The sequence below is a fragment of the Vibrio lamellibrachiae genome (assembly GCF_050337265.1).
Classification (GTDB): domain Bacteria; phylum Pseudomonadota; class Gammaproteobacteria; order Enterobacterales; family Vibrionaceae; genus Vibrio; species Vibrio kyushuensis.
This window is the reverse complement of sequence record NZ_JAKJSU010000013.1, coordinates 118,987-140,178: the sequence shown is the minus strand read 5'-3', so window position 1 is coordinate 140,178 and position 21,192 is coordinate 118,987. Positions and strand designations below refer to the sequence as shown.

Sequence of the window (21,192 nt, the reverse complement as noted above, 5' to 3'; positions counted from 1 at the left end):
AATTAGATTCTAAGCCGATGCGTTTGCGTCGGCTTTGTTCGATTTAAAAGTGATTGAAAGATGAATACAAACGATTTCAAAGTAGGTGACTTAAAAACACCGTACTTCATGATTAACGAAGATAAGTTAATAGCCAACCTTGAGAAAGCAAAACAGCTGAAAGAGATCTCAGGTGTGAAGCTAGTATTGGCGCTGAAATGTTTTTCAACTTGGGGCGTCTTTGACATCATTAAGCCGTACCTAGATGGAACAACGAGTTCTGGTCCCTATGAAGTTAAGTTGGGTCATGAGACCTTCGGTGGCGAGACTCACGCTTACAGTGTTGGCTATAGTGAAGATGACGTGCGTGAAGTCGCGGATATTTGTGATAAGTTGATTTTTAACTCTCAAACACAACTTGCTGCCCATCGTCATATTGTCGAAGGGAAGGCGTCGATAGGTTTGCGTTTGAATCCTGGTGTTAGCTATGCAGGGCAAGATCTAGCGAACCCTGCTCGTCAATTTTCTCGACTTGGGGTCCAGGCGGATCATATCGATACAGCAGTATTTGATTCCATTGATGGTGTTATGTTCCACATGAACTGTGAGAACAAAGATGTAGATGCGTTTTCTGCACTTCTTGATTCAATTTCAGAGCAGTTTGGTGAGCAACTCGACAAGCTTGATTGGGTAAGCTTAGGTGGTGGAGTCTTCTTTACTTGGCCAGATTATGATATCGAAAAACTGGGTTTAGCACTAAAGTCGTTTTCACAAAAACACTCTGTTCAGCTTTATTTAGAGCCGGGTGAGGCTATTGTTACCAAAACAACTGATCTGGTTGTGACCGTTGTCGATGTTGTCGAGAATGTGAAGAAAACAGCAATAGTTGATTCAGCAACAGAAGCTCACCGTTTAGATACCCTTATCTACGATGAGCCTGCAACGATCTTAGAAGCGAATGAAGAAGGTGAATACGAGTATATTATTGGTTCCTGCTCATGTTTAGCTGGCGATCAGTTCTGTGTTGCGAACTTCGATGAGCCACTTGAAATAGGCCAACGCTTGCACATTTTAGATAGTGCAGGGTACACGATGGTAAAGTTGAACTGGTTTAACGGACTTAAGATGCCTTCTATCTATTGTGAACGTTCAAGTGGTGAGATTCAAAAGCTTAATGAGTTTGATTATGCTGACTTTAAACGCTCGTTATCTCAATGGAGTGTGAGTTAGTTTTTGATCTAGTGTAGTTAAGATTAATTATTAGCTATGAATCAAAAAGAGCAGCGATGGCTGCTCTTTTTTGTTTCTTTAATAAATGATTAGAATTGATGCTGTCTAAACTTCCAAGATAACCCGAGTATCTTCACTTAATGATTCAAGTTCATTGGCAACATCTTCAATTTGCATTTCACTAGGTAGACGTACGGCTAAATTAGCGGTGAATAAACTAGAACTCACACCACCACCACCCGCAACAAAGACTCGTTGGCAATCCATATCCAAAATGCTGATCCCTTGACCATCTAGTACGTGAGTAATTTCATTCACAATCCCGGCACGATCATTAGAATCTAGGCGAAGTTGAAAAATTGTATCTTCACGGTGTGGATTAGCCTCAGAATCGACGATTTGAACCAGTAAGTCTGAGTGTGATTGGAACGCCTTTTGAACAATCTCGGAGTTTTTTTCTGGGAGTTGAACTTTAATCACTGCGGCAACTTGGTCTTCAATAAAGTTAACTTTACTGATCAACCATTTCCCTCCGTTTTCATGAGTAACAGAAGCAAAGTGTTTAATTGTTGCGGGCGTGGCTTTCCCGACAAAATTCACGATAAATGTGGTGTTCATGATGGATCTCCTACGCCAAGTGAGTATAACTAATTAAAATAATTGATAGTTTCAGTGTAGAAGCAAATATTAGGAAAGACTTGATGGATGTCAATTTTTGAAGGTAAAGCAACTTTCAGACGCTAGAACGAGTTGTCGGGCACAAAAAAGCGCCTTGTATAAGGCGCTTTCTGAGAGTTTTTCTGGTTAGCTGTAACGGTCTAGAAACCGATTTTTAGCTCTACACCGTAGAACTGGCGGTCATAAGATGCGCCTGCGTCCATAGCAAATGCTGCTGCGCCGGAATTACCGAACCAAGGTGTACTGCTGTATTGGAATTCAGCACTGCCGCCCCAAGCATCGGTTACCCATCCATGAATGTGACCAACAGGGTTTAGGAAAAATAGAGTGAAACTACCCATCCTTTCAGAACCCCAAACTTCGCCACCGTTATTGTTAACAATGTCTTGCTCGGCTTCAAACATCATCTCACCGACAACCGCACCAAAGAATGGTGTCACGAAAATATCCTGCCATGATGGTACTTCAGCAAATGCTTCTACACCCATTTCCCAGAAGAAAGTCGACATAGTGGCAGAGTATAGGAATGATTCGAATTCATTAAAGCCTGCGTGTCTCGCTGCTGTGTAGTAAACACCGCCAAAATATGGGTGCATAACGTAGTTTAGGAAGTGTTCATCGCGATCCCATACTGGACCAGCTTTGATGTTTTCTTTCCATTTACTTCCAAGCTCACTCATATCACGAGCATCTTCATCCCATTTTGTAATGGATTCAGGCAGCAGAGTCATTAGGCCAACGGTTGCAACGCTGAGTCCCAAAATTGTATAGGTCTGGCCCATTAGGTAATCCCAGTCTTTTTCATCTTGTAAAACTAGGTATTTTGGTAAACCTGGATCTTCAATTTTGAGTTCTGGCTCTTTTAATGCGAGGGCGAAACTCTCTTGCTCATGAAAGAGGTTTGGCTGGTATGAGTAGGTATTATCATTAATACAGAAGCTATTTTCACAATCGACCGTGTAGGAAAACTCGATATGTTGATTGACGTTAAAGTTGTTGGCGTTTGCACAAGCGGAAAACGATAACATCATTGCAGCGATGTTTTTCTTTAGCACGGTGGCTCCATTATTATGATTTTTAAGATCCTAATCACAATTATCTTATAAAGAGCAGCCAATAGAAACCACAAAATGAACTAATTTACTTAGTTATAAGGATATTTTTACAGTGTCACAGTAATCGTTACATAATTTAGCGTAAAGTATGTGATGATGAGTTATAAAACTAGAAAAATAGGTAATGTTAATGACAAAAATCGCAATGCTTAGCACAGGAGAAGAAGTTCTCTACGGAGATATTGTCGATACTAATGCTGCATGGTTATCAAGACTCTTCTTTGCTAATGGTTTTTCAATGTATAAGCGCTCTACTGTTGGTGACAGCATGGTTGCGCTTAAAGAAGAAATCCTTATGTTAAGTTTCAATTGTGATGTCGTTATTGTTAATGGCGGCCTTGGGCCAACCAGTGATGATCTAACATCAGAAGCGGCTGCAGCATCTGCTGGTGAAGATCTATCGTTATTTCCTGAGTGGCTTGAGACGCTGCAGGCATTCTTCAATGCCCGTGGTGTGCCGATGCCGGAAAGTAATAAGAAGCAAGCTATGCTTCCTCAAAGTGCCACAATCATTGATAACCCGATTGGCACGGCTTGCGGTTTCCAAATGCATATAAATGACTGCTTATTTTACTTTACACCAGGCGTTCCCAAAGAGTTTGAGTTGATGGCTGAAACTCAAATCCTGCCGGATATGCAGCAACGTTTTCCTGATCATGAAAGCTTTAGCTGTAGCCGTCTATATACTTTAGGAACCTCAGAATCAGTATTGTCAGATAAACTGGATAAAATACAGCTTCCAAAAGACTACATGATTGGCTATCGCTCATACCTTCCATTCATTGAAGTGAAGTTGTTCGCGCCGAAAGAAGATTTGGACACCCGAGTCCGCGTATTACAGATGATCTATAAGCTGATTGAGTCAAATGTAGTGAGTGTCGATGAGAATATGCTTGCTCACTTAGGTCACTTGATTGCGGAGAAAAAGCAATCTATATCCATTTCAGAACAATCGACTCATGGCTGGCTGTCTAACTGGCTACATTCAAATACTGATGCCAACCCATATTGTGGACATTCGTGGATCATGAGCAGTTCACTGGATGTTTCAAGCCAAGAACAAAATCCATTGGCTGCGACATTCGCACTTGCTGGAGCGACAAGAGAAAAATGCTCAACAGATGTCTCTCTTGTGACCGGAAAATTGGAAGAAAACCAGTTTTCAATTGCGTTATCAACGTCAAAAGGGGAGTGGGGGCAAACGCTTCAATTTAATCGTCATTATTCAATGGAAGAGCAAAAAGAGCTTATCGCGACGATTGCTGCCGATATGCTTCGACGTTACCTTTCTGCAAAACCGATGTTTATTCAGTACAGTTCAGTGACGACTTTGAAAGATATGTTTATCCCTTCTGCTTTAATATAATCAAAAACTTACAAGGCTACTTATATCAAAAGTGGCCTTTGTCAAACCTCCACAGTGTGGCGTGCAGTAATAAAGTGATGATACTAAACCTTATTACATAGACCTGTTCATTTTTATTTCTTATAAACAAATCGTCTAAATGTAAGTCGATGATTTTCAATGTGCCGAGAATTTGTCCCACATTTGAGGCTACTAATGTTCTAGATTACTTGTACACTATCATCTCGTTCAAGCATTCTATCAAGGAGGTTAGTATGTTTTCTCAATCGAAGATATTAGTTTGGTATCAAGTGGCAAGCCAAAAAGTTGTTTTAGGTGAGGCACTTAGCAGCGAAGGGTGCAATGTGGCATCTGATTGGCTGCATGCACCAAGTGATGATAACTACAAAACTGCACAGGGCTATCGCCTGTCTTTGTTTGATGATGATGGTCGAGAGATTGCGGACAAGCCTGTCTCGATGTTTACCGCTGACGCTTTTCTTGAAGGTATTAAAAAGGCCAGCTTATAGCTGACCTTTGTGATTAACCTAGCGTTTAAGGCAAGACTCGTTTGCCCAGACATTACGCTCGCTTTTCTTTCAATCGGTAACGAACATTACTTAGCTCGACGTTGCTTTTGGCTTTACAGATACAAGGTAGAATTTCGTTCTTGTCTGTATAGGCCATAGCAAAACCAACAAACTCCACTTCACCCGATTCTAGTGTACAGCGACAAGCACCACAGTGCCCATCTCGACAATTATATTCTGGTTCAAGCCCAGCTAACTCTAGTGACTCTAATAGAGTATTTGAAGAGTTGGACTCGATCGTGGTGATTTTGTTGATTTTAAGTTGGGCCATTACAGTTCGAAGTCCTCGAAATCATCTGCGCTAACTTCATTGTCAATTTGGCCAACTAAGTAAGAGCTAATCTCCGCTTCTTGAGGCGCAACTTGTACGTTATCAGAAGACAACCAAGCGTTAATCCAAGGGATAGGGTTTGATGTTGCTTCAGGGTAAGCCACACCAAGTCCGACAGCTTGCATACGAACGTTTGTGATGTATTCAACGTACTGGCAAAGAATGTCTTTGTTAAGACCAATCATCGAGCCGTCTTTGAATAGGTATTCTGCCCACTCTTTTTCTTGCTCTGCTGCATCTTTGAATAAGTCGAAGCACTCTTGCTTACACTCTTCTGCAATCTGCATGAATGAGAAATCATCTTGACCGTTACGAAGTATGTTCAGCATGTGCTGAGTGCCGGTAAGGTGAAGTGCTTCATCACGAGCAATTAGCTTGATGATCTTAGCGTTACCTTCCATAAGTTCACGCTCAGCGAATGCAAATGAACAAGCGAAGCTGACATAAAAGCGAATAGCTTCAAGTGCGTTCACAGACATTAGGCAAAGGTACAACTTCTTCTTCAGGTTATGAAGAGAAACGGTTACCGACTCACCATTGATCTCATGTGTGCCTTCACCGTAGCGGTGGAAATCGTTTGTCAGCGCAATTAACTCGTCATAGTAGCGAGCAATATCTTTAGCACGGCTTAGGATATGTTCATTTTCAACGATATCGTCAAATACAACGCTTGGGTCATTAACAATATTACGAATAATATGTGTGTACGAACGAGAGTGAATCGTTTCAGAGAAAGACCAAGTTTCAATCCAAGTCTCAACTTCTGGTAATGAAACCAGAGGTAGAAGGGCAACGTTTGGGCTGCGTCCTTGGATAGAATCAAGCAATGTTTGATATTTCAAGTTTGAGATGAAAATGTGTTTCTCATGCTCAGGTAACTTGTTGTAATCGATACGGTCGCTAGACACGTCAACTTCTTCTGGGCGCCAGAAAAAGCTTAACTGTTTTTCAATCAGTTTTTCGAAAATCTCAAATTTCTGTTGGTCATAGCGAGCAACGTTTACCGATTGACCAAGAAACATTGGTTCTTTTAATTGGTCATTTTTATTTTGAGAAAAAGTACTGTAAGCCATAAATGCCTCAATTCCTTTTATAGCCTCTCTATTTAAAGAGAGGCGTTAAATCATAGGGTTGTTGTAGATTGTGTTACCAATGCAATTACATTAGCGAGAGTGATTGTAGATTAGATCTTACAACCGCCACCTGCACAATCGTCCTCTTCAACAGCAACCGAATCTGATTGCTCGTCCTTAGCACCGTCTCGGGTGTTATGGTAATAAAGTGTCTTAACGCCGTATTTATATGCTGTAAGAAGGTCTTGTAGAAGCTTCTTCATAGGCACTTTACCACTGTCATAAACACTTGGGTCGTAGTTTGTATTCGCTGAAATAGCTTGGTCTACAAACTTCTGCATGATACCTACTAGGTGAAGGTAACCATCGTTTGGCCCTATATTCCAAAGTAGTTCGTAGTTCTCTTTGAGATTAACGAAGTCAGGAACAACTTGCTTTAAAATACCGTCTTTCGATGCTTTAACGGAAACGTATCCACGTGGTGGTTCGATACCGTTTGTTGCATTTGAAATCTGAGAAGATGTCTCAGAAGGCATCAATGCAGTTAACGTAGAGTTACGAAGGCCGTGCTCCATAATTTCTGAACGTAGCTCATCCCAGTCGTAGTGAAGTGGTTCTTCACACACGAGGTCGATATCTTTCTTATAAGTATCGATAGGAAGCAAACCTTTCGCGTAGTTTGTTTCGTGGAACGAAGGGCAACGACCTTGCTCTTTTGCTAGCTCGACAGAGGCTTTCAATAGATGGTATTGAATTGCTTCAAATGTACGGTGAGTTAGACCGTTTGCACTGCCGTCCGAATATTTAACGCCATTCTTCGCCAAATAGTACGCATAGTTGATAACGCCCACACCGAGTGTTCGGCGGTTCATTGTCGATTTGTATGCAGCTGGTAGTGGGTAATCTTGATAATCCAATAGAGCGTCAAGAGCACGAACAACCAAGTTAGATAGGTCTTTTAAATCATCTAATTCGTTAATAGCGCCAAGGTTAAATGCAGAAAGCGTACAAAGGGCAATTTCACCTTGGTCATCTTCTACATTAGAAAGTGGCTTGGTTGGCAGTGCGATTTCTAAACATAAGTTAGATTGGCGAACTGGAGCAACTTTAGAATCGAATGGGCTGTGAGTATTACAGTGATCAACGTTCTGAATGTAAATTCGACCTGTTGAAGCACGCTCTTGCATTAGAAGAGAGAATAACTCGACCGCTTTAATCGACTCTTTTTTAACTGAAGGATCGTTTTCGTATTTCACATACAAACGCTCGAACTCATCTTGATCTTCAAAGAAAGCGTCATAGAGTCCTGGAACGTCCGATGGTGAGAATAGGCTAATGTTGCCACCTTGAACTAGGCGAGAGTACATCAGCTTGTTTAACTGAACACCGTAATCCATGTGACGAACACGGTTCTCTTCTACACCACGGTTATTTTTTAGAACCAGCAGTGATTGAACTTCACCGTGCCATAGCGGATAGAAAACAGTCGCAGCACCGCCGCGAACACCACCTTGAGAACAGCACTTCACAGCCGTTTGGAAGTATTTGTAAAACGGAATACAACCAGTGTGGAAAGCTTCGCCACCACGAATCTCAGAACCTAATGCGCGAATTCGACCAGCGTTGATACCGATACCTGCACGTTGAGATACGTAACGAACAATAGAGCTTGCTGTCGCATTGATTGAGTCTAAGCTATCGCCACATTCAATAAGAACACATGAGCTAAATTGGCGTGTAGGAGTACGCACGCCAGCCATGATTGGCGTTGGCAATGAGATTTTGAATGTCGAAGTTGCATCATAGAAACGCTTAATATAGCTAAGACGCGTCTCTTTAGGGTAATTAGCAAACAGGCATGCAGAAACCAGAATATAAAGAAACTGAGCACTTTCGTAAATTTCGCCAGAAACACGGTTTTGAACGAAATACTTACCTTCTAGCTGTTTAACTGCTGCGTATGAGAAGTCTAAATCACGCTTATGATCGATATAGCTATTTAGCTCTTCGAATTCAGCTTGCGTGTAATCTTCTAAAAGGTGCTTGTCATATTTACCTGCATCTACAAGGCTAGAAACGTGATCATAAAGCGTTGGCGGCTCGTATTGACCGTAGGCTTTCTTACGTAGATGGAAAACCGCTAGGCGGGCAGCCAAATATTGGTAATCAGGCGTCTCTTCTGAGATTAAATCTGCAGCAGACTTGATGATTGTTTCATGGATGTCAGAAGTCGTTATACCTTCGTAGAACTGAATGTGAGCTCTTAGTTCTACCTGTGAAACAGATACGTTGTGTAGGCCTTCTGCAGCCCATGTGATCACGCGGTGTAGCTTCTCGAGATCGATGTTTTCTTTACGTCCATCACGCTTGGTGACAGTGAGTTGTTGATTCATTCTGATTTCGTTCCCTAACAAAACTGATGAAAGCTATATTTCTATGTGATTTCTCATAAATAATGTATTGGCTTTGTGATCAAGCTCTCTCTACACATTCTAGTTGAAAACACAACATATAGGGGTGCTTCGTCATGCGAGTTACAAGATAGTGCTATGTGATAGGTTTTTCAAGGTGGAGTTCGTGGATGACTTGTGGATAACTGACAAAATTAAAAAAAACAGTAAGTGACTACTTACCGATGAAGAAAGAGAGCAGTTGACCATGAAAAGTTACAGTTTTGTAATCGGTTTAAATGTAGCCACAAACAAAAATATTTTTCTTGATCTTTAGATAAAACACGAGGATTAAATCGAGCTGTATGAATTGGAATCTAACGCACAAAAACCAAGCAATAAGCGGTGAAATAAGTGACATTGCTACAATGTCACCTATACGTGTAAATCTAAGATAATCAGAAAGAAGATTGTGGCTTAGTTTGAATTTTGGGTGTGGACGATGTAATTCACATCGACATTTGGCCCAAGTTTATAACTGTTTGTTAACGGATTGTAATGAAGGCCGGTGATTCCTTGCTCGACGAGATCTGTTTGGTCGACCATTTTTATCAGTTCTGATGGGCGAATAAACTTCTCGTGATGGTGGGTACCTTCCGGAACTATCTTCAGTAATTTCTCCGCGCCAACAATTGCAAATAGGTATGATTTGAAATTACGATTTAGTGTTGAGAAGAATACGTGTCCACCGGGCTTTACTAGTTTTGCACACGATTGAATGACAGAAAGAGGGTCAGGTACATGCTCTAGCATCTCCATACAGGTTACGACATCATACTTTTGAGAATTATCAATAGCGTGATCTTCTATGGTGCTTTGAATATAGGTAAGTGTTGTGCCTGTTTCTAATGCATGCAGTCGAGCAACTTCTAATGGTTCCTTACCCATATCTAGTCCTGTAACTACAGCGCCTTCTTTTGCCATGCTTTCAGCAAGAATGCCACCGCCACAACCGACATCCAAAACAACTTTACTAAATAGACCGTTTGATTTTTCGAGAACATAGTTAAGGCGAAGCGGATTAATTTGGTGCAGAGGCTTAAATTCACCCTCTAAATCCCACCATCTTGATGCCATGTCTTCAAATTTTTTGATTTCACTCGGGTCTACATTTTGTTTTGTTGTCATAATCCGTACTTCAATAATATTCTAATCACTTGCCTGCATTATAACCACTTATGTAGATGTGACTATAGCCAAGCCGTTTTTCGTCATTAAATGAGTAAAATTTAACCATTAATCAACTAGGTAACAGGGAAGTGTGCAAATTCTCAGCACTTGATTCACAACCAAGCTCACAACATGATAAAAGGTAGGGGAAAGTGATGCCGAATAGACAAATAGTGTGTTATATTTTCGGACCTTGTACGTATCAATATACGATCAAAATATAGAGGGATAATGGCTCTATGAGCGATCTAGCTAAAGAGATCACGCCGGTAAACATAGAAGATGAGCTTCGAGGTTCATACCTTGACTACGCGATGTCAGTCATCGTTGGTCGTGCTCTTCCAGATGTGCGTGATGGCCTGAAACCAGTACACCGCCGCGTTTTATTCGCGATGAATGTGCTTGGTAATGATTGGAATAAATCATATAAAAAATCTGCCCGTGTGGTAGGTGACGTAATCGGTAAATATCACCCACATGGTGACAGTGCGGTATACGAATCTATTGTTCGTATGGCACAGCCGTTTTCACTTCGCTATATGCTAGTTGATGGCCAAGGTAACTTTGGTTCTGTCGATGGCGATTCAGCGGCGGCAATGCGTTATACCGAAGTTCGTATGTCGAAAATAGCGGGCGAGCTATTGACTGATCTTGATAAAGAGACGGTCGATTTTGTTCCTAACTATGACGGTACAGAACAGATCCCAGCGGTATTACCGACTAAGATTCCAAACCTATTGGTTAACGGTGCTTCTGGTATCGCAGTAGGCATGGCAACCAACATTCCTCCGCATAACTTGACGGAAGTAATCGATGGTTGCTTAGCGTTCATTAATAATGAAGACATCACTATTGATGAGCTAATGGACTACATTCCTGGTCCAGACTTTCCGACAGCAGCATTAATCAGTGGCCGTAAGGGCATTGTTGATGCATATAAGACTGGTCGCGGCAAAGTCTATATGCGCTCTAAAGCGGATATTGAAACGGAGAAGAACGGTAAAGAGACAATTATCGTTACTGAAATTCCGTATCAAGTTAACAAAGCAAGGTTGATTGAGAAAATCGCTGAGCTTGTTAAAGACAAAAAAGTTGAAGGCATCAGTGCACTACGTGACGAGTCTGATAAAGACGGCATGCGTATTGTTATTGAATGTAAGCGTGACGCTGTTGGTGAAGTTGTACTAAACAACCTTTACTCTCAGACTCAGCTACAAACGACGTTTGGCGTTAACATGGTTGCGCTTAATAACGGCCAGCCTCAGCTATTCAACCTGAAAGACATGTTGAAGTGCTTTGTTGATCACCGTCGTGAAGTGGTTACACGCCGTACTATTTTTGAGCTGAAAAAAGCTCGTGAACGTGCGCACATTCTAGAAGCTCTATCACTTGCTCTAGCAAACATTGATGAAATTATCGATTTGATCAAGAGCGCTCCAACTCCGGCAGAAGCGAAAGCTGGCCTAGTTGCTCGCGGTTGGGATCTTGGTAATGTCGCTTCAATGCTTGAGCGTGCTGGTACAGATGCTGCTCGCCCTGATTGGCTTGAAGATGAATACGGTATCCGTGATGGACAATACTTCCTTACGGAAACACAAGCACAAGCAATCTTGGAGCTTCGTCTTCATAGATTAACTGGCCTAGAACATGAAAAAATTCTAGACGAGTACAAAGCACTTCTAGATGAAATTGCAGAATTAATGCATATCCTGGCAAGTACAGAGCGCTTGATGGAAGTTATCCGTGAAGAGCTTGAGCTAGTTAGAGATAACTTTGGTGATGCACGTCGTACTGAAATTACTGCGGCAATCCACGATATCGACATGGAAGAGCTTATTGCTCGTGAAGACGTTGTTGTAACGCTTTCTCATGAAGGTTACGTGAAGTACCAATTACTAAGCGACTACGAAGCACAGCGCCGTGGTGGTAAAGGTAAGAGTGCAACTAAGATGAAAGAAGAGGATTACATTGAGCGTCTGCTTGTTGCTAATACTCATGACAATATCTTATGTTTCTCTACTCGTGGTAAAACGTATCGCTTGAAAGTATACCAACTTCCTCAAGCTAGCCGTACTGCACGTGGTAAGCCAATCGTAAACGTTCTTCCTCTAGAAGAAAATGAGCGTATTACTGCGATTCTACCAGTATCTGAATTCAGCCCTGAAAAATACATCTTCATGGCGACAGGTGATGGTACGGTTAAGAAAACGTCACTAGATCAGTTCGCTAACGTACGAGCAAACGGCCTAATTGCTGTAAACCTTCGTGATGATGATTCACTGATTGGTGTTGATATCACCAATGGTGACAGCAACATCATGCTGTTCTCTAAAGCAGGTAAAGTGGTTCGCTTTAGTGAAGATAAAGTACGTGCAATGGGACGTACTGCAGCCGGTGTTCGCGGTATGAAGCTTGGCGAAGGCGATCAAGTTGTTTCACTTATTGTTCCATCGAACGAAGGTGAAATCTTAACGGTAACTGAAAATGGTTACGGTAAGCGTACAGAACTAGCAGAGTATCCGACGAAAGGTCGTGCAACTCAGGGTGTTGTTTCAATCAAAGTCTCAGACCGTAATGGCCCAGTTGTTGGCGCTGTTCAAGTTGAAGAAGGCGATGAAATGATGATGATTACGGACGCTGGAACATTGGTTCGTACTCGTGTCTCTGAAGTAAGCCAAGTTGGACGTAATACTCAAGGTGTTACTCTGATTCGTACTGCTGAAGATGAGAATGTTGTTGGTCTTCAACGTATCGATGAAGTTGAAGAAGCTGAGCTGCTAGATGACGAGTCATCAGAAGAAAACTCAGATGAGAATACAACTTCAACTGAAAGCGGTGCTCCGACAGGTGAAACACCATCTGAAGAAGCTGACCAAGCTGATGTAGAGTCTGACGACGAGTAATCGTTCATCAAGCCTAAATCTAAAAACCGAGCTTAATAGCTCGGTTTTTTTATGTGTGTTAAAAATGCGAATGAAGTGCGTTACTTGTAGAAAGCAGTGAATTTGAATAAGTAAGTTAATCGGTCATTCCTATATTTAACTTACCTGTAAGATCGGTCTAGAATTAAACTAAGGTTTTGTTTTATTTATAGCCAATTGCTTGTCAGTGAGAAAATTATTAGAGCTTTAACCTAAAATTAGTGAGGATTTTGTAGTAAAATTACGTCAATTCGTTTGTAGTACTGCCGAATCCAATAATGGCAATACATTTAATAAATAAGTGAAATAAATTATTACCACTAGAAACCATTAAAGATAATGTTTTGGTGATTTTTACTGGTCGTATTTTAACGGCTACGAGTCAAGCTTAAGAGAGGAATAATGACTAAAGGGATTGATAAGTACAGTATTGATAGTACTGACTACACAGTTGGACAAGATAATGTTCAAAAGTGGGGGTTCGATGTACATAACCCTGTATTTGGTATCAGTGCAGGATTGATTGCACTGTTTTTAATTGCCGTTTTGTTTGCCGATGCTGCAACCGCAAAAGCTGCTTTAGATGGTGTTAAATGGAAAATTATTGGTGCATTTGATTGGCTATTCATCTGGTCAGGTAACATCTTTGTACTATTTTGCTTAGCGCTGATTGTTTCTCCATTCGGTAAAATCCGCCTTGGTGGTCAAGACGCGACTGCCGATTACTCACTAATATCTTGGTTCTCGATGTTATTCGCAGCGGGTATGGGTATTGGCTTGATGTTCTGGAGTGTTGCAGAGCCTGTTGCCTATTTCACTGGCTGGTATGAAACGCCATTGAATGTTGCGGCGAATACACCTGAAGCAGCGCGACTTGCTTTAGGCGCAACCATGTATCACTGGGGTTTACACCCATGGGCGATTTACAGCGTTGTTGCACTGTCTTTAGCATTCTTTGCTTACAATAAGGGCTTGCCGCTTTCTATCCGTTCAATTTTTTACCCTATCTTAGGTGATAGAGCTTGGGGTTGGGCTGGACATATTGTTGATATCTTAGCGGTATTGGCGACACTATTTGGTTTGGCGACGTCATTAGGCTTAGGTGCACAACAAGCTGCGAGTGGTATTCACCATGTATTTGGCGTAGATGCTGGGTTAACGCTTCAAATCATCGTTATCACAATTGTTACTTTGCTGGCTGTTGTTTCAGTGGTTCGCGGTATTGATGGTGGTGTTAAGGTCATCAGTAATATCAACATGCTAATAGCCGTTGTACTGGTCGTCGCTGTCTGCTTAATAGGCTACGCGGTGACACTTGGTTCTATACCAACGACAATATCTGCTTACGTTGAAAACATCATTCCACTGAGTAACCCTCATGGGCGTGAAGATGAAGCATGGTTCCAAGGTTGGACTGTATTCTACTGGGCTTGGTGGGTATCTTGGTCTCCATTTGTAGGTATGTTTATTGCTCGTGTATCAAGAGGTCGTACTGTTCGTGAATTCCTTACAGCTGTTCTTCTTGTACCAACTGCATTCACAGTCCTTTGGATGTCTACGTTTGGTGGCATGGCTATTGACCAAGTTAAGAATGGTGTTGGCGCATTGGGTACAGAAGGTCTAACCGATGTATCATTAGCGATGTTCCAGATGTTTGACCTATTACCACTTGGTTCTTTGTTATCTGTTGTTGCTGTGTTGCTTGTTCTTGTGTTCTTCATTACTTCATCAGATTCAGGTTCGTTGGTAATCGATAGTATTACTGCTGGCGGTAAAGTTGATGCACCAGTATTACAACGTGTATTCTGGGCCTTTATGGAAGGTGCGATTGCTGTAGCTCTATTGTGGATCGGTGGTACAGAAGCTGTACAAGCGCTTCAAGCCGGGGCCATTTCAACGGCATTGCCATTCACCGTTATTTTGCTAATGATGTGTGTTAGCTTGCTGATGGGTATGCGTACTGAGCGTTTTGAGCGCTAATACGAATTGATGAGGTGACATTGGAGTAAAACCCAACATCACCAGATAGAAAAAACTCTAGCAGCCATGCTAGAGTTTTTTTATGCGTGCTTTTTACGAGAGCTTTTCGAGGGTACGTACTACCTTTGAGACTGAGTCAACTGCTTGTATCAGGACCTTAAAAACATCCGTAATTAAAAGTATCTATGACCAAGGCTTATTATAACCAATGGCAATCATAACCAAAAATCTCTAACGGGCTGATTTGGGTTATAGTGGTAGGCTATTTGTGCTTGTAAAAGTTCTGCTGTCGCTATTGCATCTGTTAATGCATGGTGAGGCGTGTAGGGCGGTAATCCATAACGGATACGGCTTTGCCCAAGCCTTACTGACTGAGGTTTCATTCCTTTCATCATATTCCAGAAGCCTCCAGCCCAAAGCTTTTGAATGTTACTTTCTATCTGCATCGTGTCGACGACTGGAAATTGGATACCTTCATTAAACCTTGCTCGAAGCGCTTTATCTAAAAACTCTCGTTCTATACGGTTATAGTGAACAACAAGAATATTCCCTGAAATACTGTCGAGTATCTCTTCGATAACTTCGGTTAAATCGGGCGCATCAGCGATATCGCTATGAGTAATACCATGGATAACAATTGAATCATCGTTCAACTGTTTTCTAGGCCTTACGGTCCAGTGTTTAGCTCTATTGAGATAGATTCGATTGAGTGTGAATGGCACTAATCCGACGGTGATAATGTCATCTTTTTTTGAGTCCAGCCCTGTGGTTTCAAAATCAACAGCCAAAAACTCCACTTCGTTTATCGGTGTGTTTTGGTCAGGAATAGGTTGCTCGTAGAAGCGCTGAAGCACTGGGTGTTTTGCTAATGCCAAATGCTTTTTTAGCTTTAGTGTCCAATCTATGGTTGGCTTGCGAGTAAAGTGATTCATGCCTCCTCCCTTACTTGAAGCTATTGTTAGCTTGGTAACGGAACTTCAAGAAATTTTGCGCGTTACTCAATATTTGGAAGGCATCTTTCAAATTTCGTCGCTCAAAATCAGAAAGGTTTTCAGGTTCAATATTGTTATCCGGTTCAATCTCGTTTTCTACATCGATAGCTTGATGTCGAATACGGACCATTGAAATGAACTCCATTGCATCACGCAGATCCTGAGCTCTTCCTTTTGGCAAGATACCCGCATCAATAATGTCATCCAATCGTTCAAAGGAATTTCTCGAGCGAGAGCCAACGGCAAGAGAATGTACACGGATAAGGTCTGCCAATGGGGCGGTCCCACGACGTTTCAAATTAATTGAATTGTTATGACGCCCATCTTTTTCCATAACAAAGTCTTGGAAGAACCCAAGTGGTGGCGTTCGGTTTAATGCATTTCGAGCAAGGCAAGCTAGGAAGCGATTGTTCTTTTTGGCGCGGCGGATAATAAAGCTATTTAGTTGCTCCGCCCACTTCAAGCGACCATAAACCCCATCAAGATCGAAAAATATGGAGGAATTTAATAGTGCTTTAGGGTTCGGGTTATCTATCCAGTCAGAGAAGCAATCCTCCCATTCCCTGCGTGTCATACGCCATTCTGGGTTTGTTGCCATAATATCGCCGGTACAATAGGTATAGCCGCACTTAGCTAAGCCATCACAAATGAAGTTTGAAAACTTTTCAAAGTATGCATTATGTTTTTCCGGAACATAGCTATCGTCTAGGATGATTGCATTGTCTTGATCGGTAACGATAAGTTGTTCATCTCTGCCCATAGAGCCGAGTGCAAGGAAACAATATTGAATTGGGGCTGGGCCTAATTCCTGTTCTGCTAGTTCAATAATACGTTGCTTGAAGCTCCTCCCAATTACCGACATTGCCGTGCCGACCATATGAGAGTTTGCATCTTCGTTGACTAACCGTACGAAGCTGTCTTTTACTTGCTCCGATATTTGAACCAGCTCATCAATGGTATGTTGCTGGAAAATGCTGCTCACTAGGAGTAGGGAGTTTTGCGACTCGTAGCGAACGATATCAGTAACACCGATGATGCCGATAGGTTGGCGATCTTTTAGCACTGGTAGATGGTGAACGTTGTAACGAAGCATGGTTAGCATCGCTTCATAGACATACGCGTTATGATCTAGGGATATGACTTCAGTTGTCATTACATTAGCGACCTCTTCATTAGGATCGCGCCCCTCAGCTAGCACCCGTGTACATAAGTCTCTATCAGTGATTATACCTAGGACAGGGCTATCGTCATTTTCATCATCGTCGAGTTTATTTTGGTCAATAATAAGCAGTGAAGAGATATTCTCTTCAGCCATTTTTATTGCGGCTTGTTGTATCGTTTCTGTTCCAGCAATAAATAGCACATCGCGGGTAAGAAGCGATCGCACCTTACATGTTGTTAAATCATTCTCATCTTCAGTGTTGGAAACTGTTTGTCTTAAGCGAGCATTGTCTTCTACTTCCACAAAATCAGCGAACGAGTCATGGTTGTCGTACAGTTCTTGGAAAATGGCCTCGGGAAGGCAGTAGAGCAATGTGTCTTCAATCGCCTTTGCGGGGAACTTTACCTTGTTATTAGTTAAAAGCCCCATCTGGCCAAACAAAGCTCCTTCGTCTAGTCGATTATATAGCTCACCTTTACGTCGGAAAACTTCGACTATCCCGCTTCGAACAATGTATAAGTCATGGATGTTATCGCCAAAGTGGATGATAGGCGTATCTTGTCGATAGTATGAAATTTCTACATGTTTCGTGACGTGTTCTAACACTTCTTGTGGTAAGTCATCAAATGGAGGGCGTTGGGATAGAAAGTTTTGAATTTCAAGTAGTTCTGCTTCCATTGTATGATTCCGTTTTGTCGTTTTTTATATAGTACATTATTTTGCGGATCTGCGCTTTTTTGTCTGTTCTCACTAAAACGGTTGTTCATAATTTAAGCAAGAATGAGCGATCACAAATTAAGTAAATTAAATATAACTATCAATAACTAATAACTACTTAGCAGAGATAACATTATTGATCTTACTTAGTGCATCTACCGCAAGTAATCTGTACTATCTCGCTTTATTTCGCTGAGTTGAAAAGATATGACACTTAACCTAAAACATAAACTAACAGCCTGCAGTGTATCCGCCGTTGTTTTAATGGCGATAATCCTTACCTCTTTATCTGGAATTAAACTTTTAGATGAAACCAGTACCAACATATATTCCCGCTCTGAAAGCATCTCTTCAACTGCCTCTGAAGGTATTTCTGAGTGGGTTGAGATTCGTAAGAACATAGCAACTGCGTTTAACGACAACATCAATCAACCTGATGTTGTACCGTTTTTGAAGCAGGCTCGTGTTTCTGGTGGATTTGATGATATCTTTTTTGGAACGGTAAAAGGCGAGATGCTTCGTTCTCACCCTGAACGAAATAGAGCAGGGTACGACCCAAGAGAGCGACCTTGGTATAAAGATGCATTAGTTGCTAACAAGCAAATCGTGACGACGGCTTATCAAGATGCGATTACTAACGAGTTGCTGGTTACTATTGCGGAGCCTATTTATCAGGGCTCAACATTAAAAGGTGTTGTTGGTGCAGATGTTCTTATTGACCAGCTAGTGACGGATTTAATCAATCTGGATGTAGGGCAGAATGCGTACGCAATGCTTATAGAATCAATTGATGGCACATTCTTAGTTCACCCTGATCAAAGCTTAACTCTTCAACCGCTCTCCCGTTTATCTAACACTCTTTCGATGTCTTCGATTGAGAGCGCAATTAGACAAAACCAAGTAGAACGCATATTCGTCGATGGAAAAGAAAAACTACTCTATTTCTATCCAGTTCAAGGTACTAGCTGGATATTTGGTATTGCTATGGATTACGAAACAGAAGCAGCATCAAGTAAGTCATTGTTGATGAGCCTTATTGGCACTGCGTTTGTTGTTGTCTGCTTTGTCGCGGTTGCCGTTTCTCTACTGGTGAACTTCCTATTTAAAGATCTTGGCCGTGTTTCTGATGCGATGGAAAATATTGCAAGCGGAGAGGCTGACTTAACCCAACGAATTACACCAAGATATGATGATGAAGTAGGTAAAATCGCAAAAGACTTCAATACTTTTGTAGCAAATACTCATCAAGTCGTCGTTAGGTTAGAAGAAGTGTCTTCATCTTTAGCTAATCAAGCAAAATCGACACTGTCACAGTCACAAACAAGAAGCCAACGTATTGTCTCGCAGCAAGATGACATCAACATGGTGGCTACTGCTATTGATCAGATGGGCGCAGCCACGCAGGAAGTTGCTGGTAATGCTGAACATACTGCTCAGCAATCAGAGCAGGCCGTAACGGCATGTTTGCACGGTAGCTCACGCGTTACGCAAACACACAAATCGATCAACAGTTTGGAATCTGAAGTACAAGCAGCTACCGATATCATGCAAGAATTGGAGCTTCACGCAAACAGTATCCATTCCATCATTGCCACCATCCAAGGTGTTGCAGAGCAAACGAATCTACTGGCGTTGAATGCAGCGATTGAAGCTGCACGTGCTGGTGAGCAAGGCCGTGGTTTTGCCGTTGTTGCTGATGAAGTTCGTGTATTGAGTCAGCGTACACATGCCTCAACCACTGAAATTCAAACTATGATTGATACACTGCAGCAAACAACCACGAAAGCGGTAAGTATCATGAATCATAGTCGTGATCTTGCGATGACGAGTGTTGAAGATGCCAATCTTGCGGCAGTTAGCCTTGATCAGATCCAACAGTCGGTTAAATTGATTAATGATATGGCCACTCAGATTGCATCAGCTGCAGAAGAGCAAGCAACGGTTACTTCCGATATTTCTCGAAACACCATTGGGATTCGAGATGTTTCCAATGAATTGTCATCTGAAGCACAACAAGCAGCAGTGCAAGCTTCAGAGCTATCACAACTTTCTGATGAGCTGCAAACTGAAATTGGTCGATTTAAAGTATAAGTTAGTTGGAGCCCATTTCTTATAGGAAGTGGTGTCCACCAAAAATAAAAGCGCCCGTTGCAATAACGGGCGCTTTTTTTATCAATTGCTATTTTAGCTCGATGTTGAGATAAATAGATAACTTCTAATTAAGTAGACCTTAGTCAATCAAGCCATATTGTTCACGAAGTACGTCGATGATCTCTTGCTTAGGGTTAGCGCTTAGGTGTAAAGGTTTACCCGTAATCTTTTCGGCAATGCTAATGTATGTTTTAGAAATATCCATCAATGCGTCATTTGGTAAGGCATTGTTGCGCGCTAGGGCTTCTCTTTCTGGCATGCGTTCTTTGTTAAGAAGGATGTCTGGATCTGGGAAATGGTTTAAAAGAAACTGGCGGAAGCCTTCTTTCGAATTCTCAACAATATTACCCGCTTGATACTCTTTGGTGTCCCAAATGCGAGAAGAGTCAGGCGTGCCAACTTCATCCATATAAATAAGTTTTTCATTACCCGCAGCGTCATTCACATAGCCAAACTCAAACTTAGTATCGACAAAAGTTTGGTCTACTTCAGCCAAAGCTTTACTAATTACAGAAAAACCTTCCTTTAGCAGAGTCTCGTATTTTGTAATGTCATCTGAGCCAGAGAAATTGAAAGCAGCATAGCTATCTTCGATATTCTTACGTGAAATATTGACATCATCGGCTTCAGGAACACCAGGGATACCTTTAAGAATCCCTTTGGTTGACGGAGTAATTAGAAGCTCAGGAAGAACCTTATCTTTCTCAAGCCCTTCTGGAAGCTCAATACCACAAAATTCACGTTCTCCTTTCTCATACGATCGCCACATAGAGCCAGTGATATAGTTGCGGCATATAGCCTCTATCATGACTGGTTTTGCTTTTTGAACAATCCAAACAAACGGATGTGGAATATCAAGAATATGGCTGTCAGCAAGGTTATTTTTCTTAAACAGATCGAACCAATGGTTAGATATCGCATTCAGTGCAGCACCTTTTCCAGGTACTCCTTTAAGGCCACCTTCAGCATGCCAAATACAATCAAACGCAGAAATACGGTCACTGATTACCATAATCGCTAAAGGCGCGTCGGGAGCGACATCATAACCTTTTTCTTGAATAAGACGTTGACTGTCTTCTTCAGTTAACCAGTAAACAGAGCGGACTTTACCACTGTGAACAGGTTTGTTAGTGCGAATTGGTAAATCGTCATTGACGGCTAAGACTTGATCAGCAAGGCTCATTAGACATTCCTATTTTATTAAACGTCACATTGAGAATGTGCCTAAGTACGTTAAAAGACGCGACCTAGACAGTGAATATGGAATGCATCATACCAGAACTTTTCAAGCTCATCACTTAAAAAGCA

General features: G+C 41.7%; 15 protein-coding genes. 6 read left to right on the top strand and 9 right to left on the bottom strand.

From position 1 onward, the window contains the following. Positions 1-60: 60 nt before the first annotated feature. Positions 61-1,209 (top strand): carboxynorspermidine decarboxylase, encoded by a 1,149-nt coding sequence (gene nspC, locus L4C54_RS20500; protein WP_428809603.1) that lies wholly within the window; start codon positions 61-63, stop codon positions 1,207-1,209. A gap of 105 nt (positions 1,210-1,314) precedes the next feature. On the opposite strand, the gene L4C54_RS20495 is transcribed toward nspC, so the two are convergent. After that, positions 1,315-1,827: a glycine cleavage system transcriptional repressor gene (locus tag L4C54_RS20495; RefSeq protein WP_428809602.1), complete on the bottom strand. Its 513-nt coding sequence runs from the start codon at positions 1,825-1,827 to the stop codon at positions 1,315-1,317. 200 nt (positions 1,828-2,027) lie between these two features. Then, positions 2,028-2,942 carry a DUF3943 domain-containing protein gene (locus L4C54_RS20490; protein WP_428803323.1) on the bottom strand — a complete coding sequence of 305 codons (915 nt, stop codon included), beginning with the start codon at positions 2,940-2,942 and terminating at the stop codon, positions 2,028-2,030. Between the two features lie 190 nt (positions 2,943-3,132). On the opposite strand from L4C54_RS20490, the gene L4C54_RS20485 reads away from it, so the two are divergent. After that, entirely contained in the window at positions 3,133-4,368 is a 1,236-nt protein-coding gene (locus L4C54_RS20485) for a CinA family nicotinamide mononucleotide deamidase-related protein (RefSeq protein ID WP_428809601.1), read from the top strand. A gap of 254 nt (positions 4,369-4,622) precedes the next feature. After that, complete coding sequence (locus L4C54_RS20480) at positions 4,623-4,877, top strand: hypothetical protein (protein ID WP_428803325.1); 255 nt, start codon at positions 4,623-4,625, stop codon at positions 4,875-4,877. Positions 4,878-4,929: 52 nt separating this feature from the next. Here the strand turns inward: L4C54_RS20480 and yfaE are convergent, their stop codons facing one another. The 4 genes from yfaE to ubiG all read right to left on the bottom strand — a co-directional run bounded on the left by yfaE (position 4,930) and on the right by ubiG (position 9,919). After that, positions 4,930-5,208, bottom strand: a complete 279-nt coding sequence (gene yfaE / locus L4C54_RS20475) for a class I ribonucleotide reductase maintenance protein YfaE (RefSeq protein ID WP_428809600.1) — start codon at positions 5,206-5,208, stop codon at positions 4,930-4,932. Further along, complete coding sequence (gene nrdB, locus L4C54_RS20470; RefSeq protein ID WP_428803327.1) at positions 5,208-6,341, bottom strand: class Ia ribonucleoside-diphosphate reductase subunit beta; 1,134 nt, start codon at positions 6,339-6,341, stop codon at positions 5,208-5,210. The genes yfaE and nrdB overlap by 1 nt, the downstream gene beginning before the upstream one ends. Positions 6,342-6,451: 110 nt before the next feature. Beyond that, positions 6,452-8,734 carry a class 1a ribonucleoside-diphosphate reductase subunit alpha gene (gene nrdA, locus L4C54_RS20465; RefSeq protein ID WP_428803328.1) on the bottom strand — a complete coding sequence of 761 codons (2,283 nt, stop codon included), beginning with the start codon at positions 8,732-8,734 and terminating at the stop codon, positions 6,452-6,454. Positions 8,735-9,208: 474 nt separating this feature from the next. Continuing rightward, complete coding sequence (gene ubiG / locus L4C54_RS20460) at positions 9,209-9,919, bottom strand: bifunctional 2-polyprenyl-6-hydroxyphenol methylase/3-demethylubiquinol 3-O-methyltransferase UbiG (RefSeq protein WP_428803329.1); 711 nt, start codon at positions 9,917-9,919, stop codon at positions 9,209-9,211. A 281-nt stretch (positions 9,920-10,200) separates the two neighbouring features. Here ubiG and gyrA point away from each other — a divergent pair, with 281 nt between their 5' ends. Both gyrA and L4C54_RS20450 read left to right on the top strand, forming a co-directional pair. After that, a complete protein-coding gene (gene gyrA / locus L4C54_RS20455) occupies positions 10,201-12,864 on the top strand; it encodes a DNA topoisomerase (ATP-hydrolyzing) subunit A (protein WP_428809599.1) in 2,664 nt (887 codons plus the stop codon). A gap of 420 nt (positions 12,865-13,284) precedes the next feature. Beyond that, positions 13,285-14,862: a BCCT family transporter gene (locus tag L4C54_RS20450; protein WP_428803331.1), complete on the top strand. Its 1,578-nt coding sequence runs from the start codon at positions 13,285-13,287 to the stop codon at positions 14,860-14,862. 215 nt (positions 14,863-15,077) lie between these two features. On the opposite strand, the gene L4C54_RS20445 is transcribed toward L4C54_RS20450, so the two are convergent. Both L4C54_RS20445 and L4C54_RS20440 read right to left on the bottom strand, forming a co-directional pair. Continuing rightward, positions 15,078-15,794 (bottom strand): 3'-5' exonuclease, encoded by a 717-nt coding sequence (locus tag L4C54_RS20445; protein ID WP_428803332.1) that lies wholly within the window; start codon positions 15,792-15,794, stop codon positions 15,078-15,080. 10 nt (positions 15,795-15,804) lie between these two features. Beyond that, on the bottom strand, positions 15,805-17,694 hold the full coding sequence (locus L4C54_RS20440; RefSeq protein ID WP_428809598.1) for a DUF294 nucleotidyltransferase-like domain-containing protein: 1,890 nt from the start codon (positions 17,692-17,694) through the stop codon (positions 15,805-15,807). A 246-nt stretch (positions 17,695-17,940) separates the two neighbouring features. Here L4C54_RS20440 and L4C54_RS20435 point away from each other — a divergent pair, with 246 nt between their 5' ends. After that, complete coding sequence (locus tag L4C54_RS20435) at positions 17,941-19,824, top strand: methyl-accepting chemotaxis protein (protein WP_428809597.1); 1,884 nt, start codon at positions 17,941-17,943, stop codon at positions 19,822-19,824. 139 nt (positions 19,825-19,963) lie between these two features. On the opposite strand, the gene L4C54_RS20430 is transcribed toward L4C54_RS20435, so the two are convergent. Further along, entirely contained in the window at positions 19,964-21,067 is a 1,104-nt protein-coding gene (locus tag L4C54_RS20430) for a phosphoribosylaminoimidazolesuccinocarboxamide synthase (RefSeq protein WP_428809596.1), read from the bottom strand. Between the last annotated feature and the right edge of the window lie 125 nt (positions 21,068-21,192).

Excerpts from the sequence above, each read along its gene's own strand:
- L4C54_RS20445 (WP_428803332.1), bottom strand. The coding sequence starts at position 15,794 with ATGAATCACTTTACTCGCAAGCCAACCATAGATTGGACACTAAAGCTA.
- L4C54_RS20450 (WP_428803331.1), top strand. The coding sequence starts at position 13,285 with ATGACTAAAGGGATTGATAAGTACAGTATTGATAGTACTGACTACACA.
- L4C54_RS20440 (WP_428809598.1), bottom strand. The coding sequence starts at position 17,694 with ATGGAAGCAGAACTACTTGAAATTCAAAACTTTCTATCCCAACGCCCT.
- nrdB (WP_428803327.1), bottom strand. The coding sequence starts at position 6,341 with ATGGCTTACAGTACTTTTTCTCAAAATAAAAATGACCAATTAAAAGAA.
- L4C54_RS20480 (WP_428803325.1), top strand. The coding sequence starts at position 4,623 with ATGTTTTCTCAATCGAAGATATTAGTTTGGTATCAAGTGGCAAGCCAA.
- nrdA (WP_428803328.1), bottom strand. The coding sequence starts at position 8,734 with ATGAATCAACAACTCACTGTCACCAAGCGTGATGGACGTAAAGAAAAC.
- ubiG (WP_428803329.1), bottom strand. The coding sequence starts at position 9,919 with ATGACAACAAAACAAAATGTAGACCCGAGTGAAATCAAAAAATTTGAA.
- L4C54_RS20495 (WP_428809602.1), bottom strand. The coding sequence starts at position 1,827 with ATGAACACCACATTTATCGTGAATTTTGTCGGGAAAGCCACGCCCGCA.
- gyrA (WP_428809599.1), top strand. The coding sequence starts at position 10,201 with ATGAGCGATCTAGCTAAAGAGATCACGCCGGTAAACATAGAAGATGAG.
- L4C54_RS20430 (WP_428809596.1), bottom strand. The coding sequence starts at position 21,067 with ATGAGCCTTGCTGATCAAGTCTTAGCCGTCAATGACGATTTACCAATT.
- yfaE (WP_428809600.1), bottom strand. The coding sequence starts at position 5,208 with ATGGCCCAACTTAAAATCAACAAAATCACCACGATCGAGTCCAACTCT.
- L4C54_RS20435 (WP_428809597.1), top strand. The coding sequence starts at position 17,941 with ATGACACTTAACCTAAAACATAAACTAACAGCCTGCAGTGTATCCGCC.
- nspC (WP_428809603.1), top strand. The coding sequence starts at position 61 with ATGAATACAAACGATTTCAAAGTAGGTGACTTAAAAACACCGTACTTC.
- L4C54_RS20485 (WP_428809601.1), top strand. The coding sequence starts at position 3,133 with ATGACAAAAATCGCAATGCTTAGCACAGGAGAAGAAGTTCTCTACGGA.